The 13,999-nt window shown below is 47.5% G+C and carries 10 protein-coding genes; 6 read left to right on the forward strand and 4 right to left on the reverse strand.

Annotated features, from left to right (window positions below; genetic code table 11):
• Positions 1-353: 353 nt before the first annotated feature.
• The 3 genes from GRF55_RS06010 to GRF55_RS06020 are packed head-to-tail and all read left to right on the forward strand — an operon-like array spanning position 354 to position 6,061.
• A complete protein-coding gene (locus GRF55_RS06010; protein WP_220367558.1) occupies positions 354-1,961 on the forward strand; it encodes a CTP synthase in 1,608 nt (535 codons plus the stop codon).
• A gap of 3 nt (positions 1,962-1,964) precedes the next feature.
• On the forward strand, positions 1,965-3,860 hold the full coding sequence (gene yidC, locus GRF55_RS06015) for a membrane protein insertase YidC (RefSeq protein WP_220367559.1): 1,896 nt from the start codon (positions 1,965-1,967) through the stop codon (positions 3,858-3,860).
• Between the two features lie 23 nt (positions 3,861-3,883).
• Positions 3,884-6,061: a S9 family peptidase gene (locus GRF55_RS06020; RefSeq protein ID WP_220367560.1), complete on the forward strand. Its 2,178-nt coding sequence runs from the start codon at positions 3,884-3,886 to the stop codon at positions 6,059-6,061.
• Positions 6,062-6,149: 88 nt separating this feature from the next.
• On the opposite strand, the gene GRF55_RS06025 is transcribed toward GRF55_RS06020, so the two are convergent.
• The 4 genes from GRF55_RS06025 to GRF55_RS06040 form a co-directional block, all read right to left on the reverse strand.
• Complete coding sequence (locus GRF55_RS06025; RefSeq protein WP_220367561.1) at positions 6,150-6,614, reverse strand: hypothetical protein; 465 nt, start codon at positions 6,612-6,614, stop codon at positions 6,150-6,152.
• Positions 6,615-6,958: 344 nt separating this feature from the next.
• Complete coding sequence (pdxT, locus tag GRF55_RS06030) at positions 6,959-7,516, reverse strand: pyridoxal 5'-phosphate synthase glutaminase subunit PdxT (RefSeq protein ID WP_220367562.1); 558 nt, start codon at positions 7,514-7,516, stop codon at positions 6,959-6,961.
• A gap of 146 nt (positions 7,517-7,662) precedes the next feature.
• Positions 7,663-8,538: a pyridoxal 5'-phosphate synthase lyase subunit PdxS gene (gene pdxS / locus GRF55_RS06035; RefSeq protein WP_220367563.1), complete on the reverse strand. Its 876-nt coding sequence runs from the start codon at positions 8,536-8,538 to the stop codon at positions 7,663-7,665.
• Positions 8,535-9,419: a hydroxymethylpyrimidine/phosphomethylpyrimidine kinase gene (locus GRF55_RS06040; protein WP_220367564.1), complete on the reverse strand. Its 885-nt coding sequence runs from the start codon at positions 9,417-9,419 to the stop codon at positions 8,535-8,537. The genes pdxS and GRF55_RS06040 overlap by 4 nt, the downstream gene beginning before the upstream one ends.
• 255 nt (positions 9,420-9,674) lie before the next feature.
• Between GRF55_RS06040 and GRF55_RS06045 the strand changes: the two genes are divergently transcribed.
• The 3 genes from GRF55_RS06045 to GRF55_RS06055 all read left to right on the forward strand — a co-directional run bounded on the left by GRF55_RS06045 (position 9,675) and on the right by GRF55_RS06055 (position 13,984).
• The gene (locus GRF55_RS06045) at positions 9,675-10,712 is read left to right on the forward strand and encodes a hypothetical protein (protein WP_220367565.1); all 1,038 of its coding nucleotides are present in this window, start codon (positions 9,675-9,677) and stop codon (positions 10,710-10,712) included.
• A gap of 194 nt (positions 10,713-10,906) precedes the next feature.
• Entirely contained in the window at positions 10,907-12,529 is a 1,623-nt protein-coding gene (locus tag GRF55_RS06050) for an MFS transporter (protein ID WP_220367566.1), read from the forward strand.
• Positions 12,530-12,610: 81 nt separating this feature from the next.
• Complete coding sequence (locus GRF55_RS06055) at positions 12,611-13,984, forward strand: nitrate/nitrite transporter (RefSeq protein ID WP_220367567.1); 1,374 nt, start codon at positions 12,611-12,613, stop codon at positions 13,982-13,984.
• The last annotated feature ends 15 nt before the right edge of the window (positions 13,985-13,999 follow it).

Here is a 13,999-nt window from a genome sequence, read left to right on the forward strand (position 1 = left end):
GGCATTCCGTTCGTTTTGCCGCTGACAGCTTTTGTATATTTATGCAAGGGTGAAGCGAATGATGTGCAATTCATAAACGATTGATTTTCAAAGCATTAAGAAATACTTTCCAAAAGTTAAACTTTTGGAAAGCGAAAGTTCAACCGTATATTTATACGCGTTTAGCGTATGTTTATGCAAGGCGTGTTTTGGGGGCATTTTTGTTGAATTTACGCAGAGCTTTCAGGGCATTTTTTGACGTTCTGACCACATCTTATATATATTGAACTGTTATTTATTTGCTCCTTTCACTTTTTTATTGTAATTTTGCACCTTGACTTAGTTACTCATAAACAATTAAAAACATTATCATTGTGACAGAAACAAAGTATATCTTCGTTACGGGCGGTGTCGTTTCCTCGCTTGGAAAAGGAATTATTTCGTCTTCCATCGGGAAGTTACTTCAAGCAAGGGGATACAATATCACCATCCAGAAATTCGATCCGTATATCAACATTGATCCGGGCACACTGAATCCATACGAGCACGGCGAGTGCTACGTGACAGTAGATGGCATGGAGACCGACTTAGACCTCGGTCACTATGAGCGTTTCACGGGTATCCAGACAACTCGTGCCAATTCGTTGACCACAGGTCGGATATACAAAGCCGTGATTGACAAGGAGCGCCGCGGCGACTATTTGGGAAAGACCATCCAGGTCATTCCGCACATCACGGACGAGATTAAGAGGCGCGTCCAGCTGCTCGGGAACAAAAACCACTACGACTTCGTCATCACGGAGATTGGCGGAACCGTCGGCGACATCGAGTCAACCCCGTTCCTGGAAGCCATCCGACAGCTGAAGTGGGAACTTGGCAAGAAAGCCCTGTGCGTGCACCTGACCTACGTTCCCTATCTGAAAGCCGCGCAGGAGTTGAAGACAAAGCCCACGCAGCACAGCGTGAAAGAGTTGCAAAGCATTGGTATTCAGCCAGACATATTGGTGCTGCGAACAGAAAAACACCTGAACGACAATATCCGCAGGAAAGTAGCAGCCTTCTGTAATGTTGACATTGACTGCGTCGTGCAGAGCGAGGACCTCCCGTCTATCTACGACGTGCCGGTTGCCATGCAGACACAAGGCATGGACACCGCAATCCTGAGAAAGATGGGTGAGCCGATTGGCGATACTCCCCCACTTGGTCCGTGGCGGACATTCCTTGACAAGTTGAAGAAAGCCAAGTCGGAAGTACACATCGGACTCGTCGGGAAATACGACCTGCAAGATGCCTATAAGAGCATCCGTGAGAGCCTCTCGCAAGCAGCAACCTATAATGACCACAAAGCGGTGCTGACTTATATCAACTCGGAGAAACTCACAAAAGAGAACATCGCTGAACAGCTTTCCGGACAAGACGGCATCGTGATATGCCCGGGATTTGGAGACCGTGGCATCGAAGGGAAAATCACAGCCATTCAATATGCCCGCGAAAACGATATTCCCACATTCGGAATCTGTCTGGGAATGCAGATGATGGTCATCGAATTTGCGCGCAACGTATTGGGATACAGCGACGCAAATTCGCGCGAGATGAACGAAAAGACGGAGCACAACGTGATTGACATCATGGAAGAGCAGAAGAATATTACCAACATGGGCGGAACCATGCGGTTGGGAGCATACGACTGCGTCCTTGAAAAAGATTCCCTTTCATATTCAATATATGGCGAAACGCCCATCAAGGAGCGCCATCGCCACAGATATGAATTCAACAACATGTACGAAAAAGAATATGAAAAGAACGGCATGAAGTGTGTCGGCAAGAATCCCGAAAGCGGATTGGTTGAAATCGTTGAGATTCCCGCATTGAAATGGTTCATCGGAACACAATTCCATCCGGAATATCAATCAACCGTCTTGAACCCCCACCCACTCTTCCTCAATTTCATTAAAACAGCAATCGAAAACAAGAAAAAATAAGTTATGGACAAAAACACAATCATAGGAATTCTACTCATAGGAGCTGTTATCATCGGATTCAGCATATATAATCAGCCGTCAGAAGAACAAATCAAAGCCCAGCAAGAACTGTTGGCAAAGCAAGAAGCTGACAAGAAAAAGGCTGTAGAACAGCAGAAAGCCGCTCAGAAAAAACAGGAAGAAATCAAAAAGCAGACATTGGAAGACACCACTGCCCTCTTCCACCAAGCACTCACAGGGAGTGCAGAGAACATTGTTCTCAAGAACGACAAGCTGGAACTGACCATCAACAGCAAAGGAGGAACGGTCACAAAAGCCGTCATCAAAGACTATAAAAGCCTGGATGGTGCGAAAGACGTGACACTCTTTGACGAAAAGGACCAGAGCCTGTCGTTCAAAATCGACGGCAAAGAACAGAACATCAACACGGAAGAACTCTTTTTCTCCGCATCGGAAAAGACCGATTCCACGGTGACACTGACAGCAACAGCCGGTGCAGGAAAGACCCTCACCATGCGCTATCTGCTGGGAAAAGACTATATGCTTCACTTCTCTCTGCAAGCACAGGGAATGGAAGGCGTGTTCTCTTCAAAGACCAACGCGGTGAACGTAGAGTGGAACGAGCGCTGCCGGCAGCAGGAAAAAGGTTTTACGTTTGAAAACCGATATGCCACACTGACCTATAAGGAGAAAGACGGAGGCACCGATTATCTGAGTGAAACATCCGAGAAAATCGACGAGCGAATCAGCGAAACGCTTGACTGGATAGCCTTTAAGAACCAGTTCTTCAGCGCCATGATGATTGCGAAGAACGACTTCGCACCAAACGCCTCACTGACCAGCATTCCCCAACAAAAGGAGTCAGGCTATCTGAAGGAGTACAAAGCACGCGTGGAGACATTCTTCGACCCGACCGGAAAGACACCCACTGAACTGGAGTTTTTCTTCGGTCCCAACGACTTCCGCCTGCTTCAAGCCATGGAGAAAGAAAGCAAATTCGGAAAGGACTTGAAGATGGAACGCCTCGTTTACTTAGGATGGCCATTGTTCCGCATCATCAACAGATGGTTCACCCTCTATGTCTTTGACTGGCTGACCAATCTTGGTCTCAACATGGGTATCGTACTCATTCTCATCACCCTGCTCCTGAAAGCCATCACCTATCCGCTGGTGAAGAAGAGTTACATGAGCAGTGCCAAGATGCGTGTGCTCAAACCGAAACTCGACGAGGCAACCAAACAATACGACAAGCCCGAAGACCAGATGCAGAAACAGCAAGCCATGATGCAGATGTATGCACAGTATGGCGTGAGCCCGCTGAGCGGCTGTCTGCCGATGGTCATCCAGATGCCTATCTGGATTGCGATGTTCAACTTCGTGCCGAACGCCATACAGCTGCGCGGTGAGAGCTTCCTTTGGATTGAAGACCTCTCCACCTACGACCCGATTGCTGAATGGGGAACGAACATCTGGATGATTGGCGACCACCTCTCCCTGACGTGTATCCTCTTCTGCGGAGCCAACCTGCTCTACTCATGGATGACAATGCGCCAGCAACGCGACCAGATGGTGGGAGCACAGGCTCAACAAATGAAAATGATGCAATGGATGATGTTCCTCATGCCGCTCATGTTCTTCTTCATCTTCAACGACTACAGTGCCGGACTGAACTTCTACTACTTCGTCAGCCTCTTCTTCAGTGCTGCCATCATGTGGGCACTGCGCAAGACGACCAACGACGAGAAACTGCTCAAGGCACTCGAAGCACGTTATCAAGAGAACAAGAACAACCCCAAGAAGGTCGGAGGATTAGCCGCCCGACTCGAGGCGATGCAGAAACAGCAACAGGAAATGCAGCGCAAGAGAGAGGAACTGGAACGAAAGCGAAAAGGCGTATAAACTTAAATCTAATTTATCAAAATATGAGAAAAACAATGATGATGGCTGTCTTGCTGACTATGCTCTGCAGCAGTCCGATTAAAGCACAGAATGAAGTGAACATAGGAAAAAGTAACATCAAACTGAGCAGCAAGATGCTGACACCCGAGGCGCTTTGGGCTATGGGACGTATCAGCGGCTATGCAGCATCGCCCGATGGTAAGCAGATTGTGTACCAGGTTGGGTATTACAGTGTGAAAGAAAACAAGAGCCACCACGTTCTTTACATCATGGATGCTGATGGAAAGAATAATCGCAAACTGACAACAGGTGCGAAAAATGAGACCGACGCGGCTTGGATTGAGAACGGCAAGCGCATCGCATTCATCACTGGTGGACAGCTCTGGAGCATGAATCCCGACGGCACTGGTCGCAAGCAGCTCACCAAAGATGCTAAGGGCATTGAAGGTTTTAAGTTCTCGCCAAACGGCAAGAAGGTGATTCTTATCAAGGAACTCCCCTACCATGGCACCATCAAGAAGAACCCGGACGACCTCCCAAAGGCTACCGGACGCTTGGTTACGGACATGAACTACCGCCACTGGGACCACTATGTAGAGTCTATTCTGCACCCGTTCGTGGCTGATGTGGCTGCCGACGGAAGCATCGACGAGGGCATTGACATCATCGAGGGCGAACCATACGAGTGTCCGATGGCACCATTCGGAGGCATCGAACAGCTCGACTGGAGCATCGATTCGGAAAACATCGCCTACACTTGTCGTAAGAAAGAGGGCGTGAAATATGCCATCTCGACCGACTCTGACATATTTTTATATAATGTGGCAAGCAAGACAACGACGAACCTCTGCAAACCTGCCAACTATAAAGACTTTGAGTTCGACGCTACGAAATCGCTGAAAAATCAGCCGGTCAATGCGCCGGAGAACTTGAAGAACAATCCCGGCTACGACCAGAATCCGAAATTCTCTCCCGACGGCAAGTACGTTGCTTGGCTCTCAATGGCACGCGACGGCTATGAAGCTGACCGCCAGCGCCTCTGCGTGTACGACCTCAAGACAGGCGAAAAGCGCTATCTGACCGAGAGTTTCGACTCGAATGTCGATGAGTTCTGCTGGTCTGACACGAAGGATGCACTCATCTATTTCATCGGTGTATGGCACGGATGTGTGAACATATACGGCGTCAACTGGAAGGGTGAAGTGAAGAAACTGACCGATTTCCAAGCCGATTTCGGTTCGTTGCAGATGCTAAACAACGGCAAACAGATACTCGCCGAGCGCCACGACCACATGAATCCTGCCGATCTGTATGTGGTTACGCCTAACTTCAAGTCACCGCAAAAGACCACATGCCAGCAAATTACATGTGAGAACAAGCACATCTTCGACCAGCTGGAGAGAGGCACCGTTCAGCCGCGATGGACCAAGACGAGCACGGGCGAAGACCTGCACTACTGGGTTATCCTGCCGCCGAACTTCGACGAGACGAAGAAATATCCTACGCTGCTCTTCTGTGAAGGTGGTCCGCAAAGCCCTGTCAGCCAGTTCTGGAGCTATCGTTGGAACTTCATGATTATGGCTGCTCACGGCTACGTAGTCATTGCACCCAACCGCCACGGTCTGCCCGGCTTCGGCAGCAAGTGGTGCGAGCAAATCAGCGGCGACTGGACGGGTCAGTGCATGCGCGACTATCTTGCAGCCATCGACGATGCGGCAGCCAACCTGCCCTACGTTGACAAAGACCGCATGGGTGCCGTAGGTGCTTCGTTCGGAGGATTCTCGGTTTATTATCTTGCCGGTCACCACGACAAACGATTCAAAGCATTCATCTCTCACGACGGTGCTTTCAACCTCGAGTCGATGTACACCGACACCGAAGAGGTATGGTTCTCTAACTGGGAATATGACGATGCGTACTGGAACAAGGACCTTACGCCGAACGCCAAGCGCACATACGAGAACTCGCCCCACCGCTTTGTCGATAAGTGGGACACACCGATACTCTGCATCCACGGCGAAATGGACTATCGCATCAACGCCAACCAGGGAATGGGAGCATTCAATGCGGCTCGTCTGCGCGGCATTCCTGCCGAACTGCTCATCTTCCCCGACGAGAACCACTGGGTGCTCAAACCGCAGAACGGCGTCCTCTGGCAGCGCACATTCTTCAACTGGCTCGACCGCTGGCTGAAGAAATAAGGTATAGCACAGACTACAAAAACGGCTTTCAGCAGATTTCGCTGAAAGCCGTTTTTGTATTTCGTTCTTATAAAACAAATTAGATTGATTATTTTGGATAATAGTTTACGTATCCCCTACCGACGACACCTTTAGTTAATTTAAACTTATATATCTTTCCTTCATTAGACAACATTAATGTATTTCCATTGATTGTGTATTGATATTCACTACCTTCAAATACAAACTCTATTGTTCCAGAATTTTCGCTGGCGGTAAATATTGTTATTTTACCTTCTTTATACGCATACCATTTCCCATCAGACATTTTGCAATATTGTTTACAAAGGAAAATTTGCTTATCTGTCTTTATAAACTCCCAAACAACACCTTCACACTCTTTTAGCAGTGGATAGTTATAATCTTCCTTGTTGGTCATTTCCCACTGATTAAAAAGGAATATTTTTTCATCATTATCCTCACTACAAGAGACAAATAGCATGATATCTGCTATTAGCATAACTACTACCATTAACATTAAATAGAAGTTCTTTGCGTTAACTGCTTTGCTCATTTGTTGTAATTTTAAAAACATTATTATTATGAATTAAAAGATTAAAACGTCAACAATATCATTGTTATGTTTATTCACAATATACACATTGCAAAGATAATAAATTCTTTATAAAAACAAATAAGGATAACGCTTTTTTATTTCTATCTTGCGTAAAATATATCGTAAAAGAATCATTTAACGCAATATCATTAACTTAAAAATAGTCTTAAAATGACACAAACATGAAACAAAACATTTTTTCTAAGGTACGGTGATTGCACACCAAATTCTTGAGATAACAAGACATTGATGAAGTTGATTATAAATCAACATATCATAAACAAAAAATCAAAACATCATCTTTACATAGAACATAATCCTAAGAAATATTGATGTACACGCAAGTCCTGATTTAGCTCGGGATGAAAAGCCGTAACGAGTTGTTTTCCTTGTCGTGCGGCAACAATATGTCCGTCAACCTCGGCAAGCACCTCTACTTTTTTTGACAGCAACCGATTGATGTACGGAGCACGAATGAAGGTCATTGGAACATTCTTCCCCACACCTTCCATCTCATGCTCCACGTAAAAGCTTCCCAATTGTCTACCATAAGCATTACGACGAACATCAACATCCATCGTATTCAAGCATTTATCCGACAAAAGAATCAATCCTGCACAAGTGCCAAACACGGGTAATCCATCTTGAATGGCATGCTGGATAGGCGTAAACAATTGTAATTCGTGCAACAACTTGGTTTGTACGGTAGATTCTCCCCCAGGGATGATGAGACCGTCTTTATGTCTATCCCAATCAGATAAGCTTCTCACTTCGAAAGATTCTACTCCCAAGCGATTCAGTGTTTGTGCATGCTCCGCAAAAGCACCTTGTAAAGCCAATATTGCAATTGTCTTTCCCATACAATAATGTTGTGTTGAACACCTCTCTGCCATCAATAATTCTATTTCCTGTTCGTTGATTCCAACCATTGCCTCGCCCAAGTCCTCGCTCGAGGAAGCACAAAGCCTCCCCCATTTTTGGGGGGGGAGATTGGAGGGGGCTCCCGTCACTTACCCCTCTCTGCCATCAACAATTCTATCTCCTGTTCGTTGATTCCAACCATTGCTTCGCCCAAATCCTCGCTCAAATCAGCCAATACTTTCGCATCGTTGTAATTGGCAACTGCTTTAACAATGGCAGCAGCACGTTTTTCTGGATTGCCACTCTTAAAGATACCACTTCCAACGAATACGCCTTCTGCGCCTAATTGCATCATTAAAGCAGCATCAGCAGGTGTAGCTACACCACCAGCCGCAAAGTTTACCACGGGCAATTTACCATTCTCATGTACGAACTTCACCAATTCGTAGGGAGCTTGCAATTGTTTGGCGGCTTCAAACAACTCGTCTTCCGACATAGATACCAATCGACGTATCTCGCTTTGCATCTGTCGCATGTGACTAACTGCTTGTATAACATCGCCCGTACCTGGTTCACCTTTCGTTCGTATCATCGTAGCACCTTCGGCAATTCGTCTTAATGCCTCGCCTAAATTCTTCGCTCCACAAACAAAAGGCACGTCAAATTTCGTTTTGTCTATATGATAAATATTGTCAGCAGGACTTAAAACCTCACTTTCGTCAATATAATCTATCTCTATGGCTTGCAATATCTGAGCTTCGGTAATATGTCCTATGCGACATTTTGCCATAACAGGAATGGAAACGGCTGCTTGTATTCCTTTAATCATTTTCGGATCACTCATACGAGAAACGCCACCAGCCGCACGAATATCGGCAGGTATTCGTTCTAAAGCCATAACTGCGCACGCTCCTGCTTGTTCGGCAATACGAGCCTGTTCAGGGGTCGTTACGTCCATAATCACTCCGCCCTTTAGCATCTGTGCTAAATTGCGATTCAATGTTTGTCTGTCTTGTTTCATAATTTCCTAAATTTTGTAGGACTAATATTCTTCATCTTCTTGAAGAACTTGGTAAAATGTGCTTGTGAAGAGAAGCCACAATGATAGGCGATTTCTTGTACGGTCTTATCCGTAGTAAGTAGTTGCAACTCTATTTCCTGCATCAATCGCTCGTCAATAATCGTCTTGGGAGCTTTTCCGCAAATACGTTTGGTTACTTGTGCCAGATACCTCGAACTTACATTCAGGCAATCGGCATAGAAATGTACATCGCTATTGGTTAACATATGAGTTTCGAGCGCATCTATAAATTCATTATACAATTCGCTACTCCGTCCCTGCAAGCCTCCCATTCTCACGACCTGCGCATTCACGTATGCTTTGGCAAGTTGTTGAGCGCGTTCTTCAGTCTCTCCTTTGCTCAGATACACCGCCACGGCACTCGAATAATGATTGGCAAGCCCATGTCTGGAAGCTGCATCAAATTGAATAACAAGTGTGCAAAGAGGTAACAATCGTTCAGAAATAGCCTTTGCCACTTCTTCTGGAACAAGTGCGTCTCCGCAACTCGAAAGGAACACCGAATCATAAATCACGTGCTTAGGCTTATACTTACGAATGGCATTGACAATAACATCCAACACGTCAACTCGCCGAATCATTCCAATCTTGATAACTTCAGGCTCCACGTCATTCATCACAGCCTCTATTTGTCCTTCTACAATCTTTGCTGGCAGGTCATGAAACTCCTGAATACCGAGAGTGGTTTGCACCGTAACTGAAGTAATTGCAGAAACCGCATATCCACCTAAAGCAGAAATCGTCTTGATGTCTGCTTGCACTCCAGAGCCACTCGTTGAGTCACTTCCAGTAACAGTCAATATGGGTTTCGTTTCATTCATGGTGCAAAGGAAATACTTTTTTACGAAACTACAAAAGCAAGTTCTTTTTATGACAAGGAAAACTTCAATTTATGCAAATATATGACAATTTTTTTGATGTTTTTCATGTTGTGATATTTCTTGAGAATGATAAGGTGTATTTTCCACATATTTTATAATAAACAAGCAAAGTCCTTATCTAAAAAAACGAATAAGGATAGCGTTTTTTATTTCTGTTTTGTATCTTTGCATCGTAAAATAACAATTATAACCAATATGATGAACCAGAAAAATACTTTAAGCATACTTTCCACCATCATGGTAGCATTGGTATGCGCGTGCATGGTTTCCTGTGATGACGAGAGCGATCCAGAGCCTAAAGTGCAGGAAGAACAATTTAGCGTGTGTACGCTGAACGTGGACGGGCTGGTGGGTCTGGATAATCCTGGTCCGGAGTACACACCAGTCATCGGGCAGTGGTTGACTCAAGGCGGTTTCGATTTCATCGGCGTGCAAGAAGACTTTGACTATGATCAAGAGCTATCTGGTTCCTTTGCCGAAGGCTACGACTTTGACTGTTGGGGAGGAGGTATGATGAACGGGGTTAAGTTGATCTATGAACCGAACGAAGAGAATCCCGAAAAAATCCGTTTCAATACTGATGGTCTCAAGGGATTCTGGAAAAAAGGTCTAAAGGTTGAACGTACAGACAGCGTGCGTTGGAACCGTAACTGTGGCTATTTTGCCCATGCTTGGGACGAGAACGTAGTAAAGGGATTCCGCCGCTATGAGGTGACAACTCCCCTTGGACATCAACTTGTCATTTACAACATGCACATGGATGCAGGTGATACAGAGGAGGAACTTGCAGGAACCGACGAGGAAGACCGCTTAGTACGCATGAGCCAGTGGCGCCAACTACGCGACTATATCATGGCACATCTGGATCATCGTCCTATTATCATCATGGGCGACTTGAACACCTATTATGTACGTGACAGCGTGGAAAGTCAGGTTATTAACGTCATCAACCGCTCTGGTCGCGCCACTATCACCGATGCGTGGATTCAGCAGGAAAAAGGCGGCAAATATCCCTCAATGGGCGATACCCGCATACAATACGATAGTCCCACCAGCGGCTGGACGGTCAACGGCGAAGCTCCCGACAAAGTATTCTTCATCAACCCCACCGCTTCTAATAGCAAACTGATACTGGAAAACGTGATATTCCATAACAAAACCTATTTCCGTGAAGATGGTGTGTCACCTCTTGGCGACCACTACCCACTCTCGGTTCACTTCCGCATTAAATAACTGCGGATTTAATCCGTTAAAAACAAGATATACTGAAATCGGTGGCTACATATTTTTTTGTTTGCAAGTATATTTTCATCGAAGATTTATTTATAAAAAACAAATAAAATAACGCTTTTTTATTTCTATTTTGTATCTTTGCATCGTAAAAGAATCATTTAACGCAATATCATTAACTTAAAAATAACCTTAAAATGACACAAACAATTCAGAAAACCTTGCGCGACTCTGCCGGCATGCGGTGGACGGCGCTGCTGCTCCTGGCGCTCGCCATGTTCTGCAGCTACATTTTCATGGACATTCTCTCGCCCATCAAGGACCTGATGCAGGAGACCCGCGGGTGGGACTCCGATGCTTTCGGTACGATGCAGGGCGCAGAGACGTTCCTCAACGTGTTCGTGTTTTTCCTCATCTTTGCCGGAATCATCCTCGACAAGATGGGTGTGCGCTTCACAGCCATTCTTTCCGGCGTGGTGATGCTCATCGGTGCAGTGATTAAATGGTATGCAGTGAGTGATTCGTTTATCGGTAGCGGATTGGAGACATGGTTTACCAACAACCTGAACTACATTCCCGGCTTCGACGAGTTGGGCGTCAGTCCATTCTACGAGGGCATGCCCGCCTCCGCCAAAGTAGCCGCCATCGGTTTCATGATTTTCGGCTGTGGCGTCGAGATGGCTGGTATCACGGTGAGCCGTGGTATCGTGAAATGGTTCAAGGGGCGCGAGATGGCGTTGGCTATGGGCTCTGAAATGGCACTCGCACGCCTCGGTGTTGCTACGTGCATGATTTTCTCACCGTTCTTTGCCAAGCTCGGCGGTGAAGTCAGCGTTTCGCGCTCGGTTGCCTTTGGCGTAGTGCTGCTCTGCATTGCACTCATCATGTTTGTCGTTTACTTCTTCATGGACAAGAAGCTCGATGCACAGACGGGCGAGGCAGAAGAGAAAGACGACCCATTCAAAATCAGCGACCTCGGACAGATTCTCACCTCAAGTGGCTTCTGGCTCGTAGCACTGCTCTGCGTACTCTACTATTCAGCCATTTTCCCGTTCCAGAAATATGCCGTGAACATGCTGCAGTGCAACCTCGACCTGACGGCTCCGGCTTCTGACTCGTTCTGGGCAAGCAACAGCGTGACCATCGTTCAGTACGTCATTATGCTCGTTGTGGCAGCAGCCGGATTCGCAAGCAACTTCCAGAAGAACAAAGGCATGAAATACTGTCTGCTGACAATCTCTGTTGTCTCTCTCGTGGTTTACTGCTACATGGGCTACATGCGCCAGTCTGCTGAAGCCATCTTCGCCGTGTTCCCACTGCTGGCAGTGCTCATCACGCCGATACTCGGAAGCTACGTTGACCACAAGGGAAAAGCTGCTTCGATGCTCGTACTCGGCTCGCTGCTGCTCATCGCTTGCCACCTGACATTCGCTTTCGTGCTTCCCGCATTCAAGGGAAATGGTGCCGGTGGAGTTGTCATTGCCTACCTGACGATTCTCATTCTCGGTGCATCTTTCTCGTTGGTTCCGGCATCATTGTGGCCGAGCGTACCGAAACTTGTTGATGCCAAGGTGATTGGTTCTGCCTATGCGCTGATTTTCTGGATTCAGAACATCGGACTCTGGCTCTTCCCGCTGCTCATCGGAAAGGTGCTGACAGCGACCAATCCCGAGGGAACGCCTGCCGACCAGCTCAACTATACAGCACCGCTCATCATGTTGGCATGCTTGGGTATTGCTGCCCTGCTGTTAGGATTCATCCTCAAGATTGTTGACAAGAAGAAGCACCTCGGACTCGAGGAGCCCAACATCAAAGAATAAGATTCAGAAAACAAAACAGCCGCGGAGGGTTTGTAATGAACCGTCCGCGGCTTTCTTTACATTATTATATATAACTGACGCATGACCGAACAACTCCGCAGAAAACTCAGCGACTTGCCAGTGGTGCGCTGGACAGCACTCCTCATCGTTGCTTTCACCATGATGATGGGCTATTACATCACCTATCAGATGTCGCCGTTGGAGTCACTCCTCGAATCGCCGGTAGCCAGTGGTGGCATGAACTGGACGAGCACGGAGTACGGATTCTTCTCCGGCTCCTACGGATTCATCAACGTCTTTCTCCTGATGCTGTTCTTCGGCGGACTGATTCTCGACAAGATGGGCGTCCGCTTCACGGGCATATTGGCTTGCACGCTGATGGTTGCCGGTGTACTGATGATGTATTATGCCGTCACATTCATCACGCCCGATGCTGCCACGCACGTCAATCTTCCCCTGCTGGGGCTTCCCGACATGATGCTCAAACGGCAAGTTATCTATTCGGCACTGGGCTTCGCCGTTTTCGGCGTGGGCAATGAGATGTGCGGCATCACCGTCTCGAAGGTCATGGTGAAATGGTTCACCGGTCATGAGATGGCACTCGCCATGGGCATACAGGTAGGTCTTGCGCGCTTGGGAACAGGCGCCGCCATGTCCGTCAGCCTGCCGTTGGCACTCCGCCATTCGCTCTCCGCTCCCCTACTCCTGAGCTTTGTGCTCATCTCTGCAGCATTGCTCTTCTACATCGTCTATTGCGTCATGGACCGCCGGTTGGAAAAGAGCGCTCCCGCAACCGTACAACAGGGGACTGACGACGACGAGAGCTTCCGCTTTTCCGATATCCTCGTGACGATAAAGAGCCCGGGCTTCTGGCTCGTCACGCTGCTCTGTCTGCTGTTCTACTCGGCGATGAACCCATTCTTCAACTTCGCCCCGAAGCTGATGATAGTGAAATACGGCATCTCCGAAAGCCTTGCCGGACTCATTCCCGCCATCATCCCCTTCGGAAGCATCGTGCTCACGCCACTCTTCGGAACCATATACGACCGGCGCGGATTCGGAGCCACGCTCATCATCATCGGCACGCTACTCATGGCAGTCGTGCATTTCGTCTTCTCGCTGCCCCTCCATTCCAGTCTGTTGGCAGTATCAATGATGGTCATTCTCGGACTGGCGTTCTCACTCGTGCCCAGCGCACTGTGGCCCTCCGTGCCCAAAATCATTCCACTGCGGCGTCTCGGAACAGCCTATGGCATGATTTTCTTCATACAAAACATCGGTCTGATGGCTGTCCGCATGCTGATAGGACGCGTCAACGAGACCGACCCGTCCTACACCCGTTCGATGACCATCTTCGCCCTGTTCGGTGCAGCGGCATTCATCTCAGCCCTCCTGCTCTACGCCACCGACAAACGGAAGAAATACGGACTGCAGAAACCGAACATCCAGGAATAGACTGGAGCGCCATAC

The organism is Prevotella sp. Rep29 (assembly GCF_019551475.1).
Classification (GTDB): Bacteria; Bacteroidota; Bacteroidia; order Bacteroidales; family Bacteroidaceae; genus Prevotella.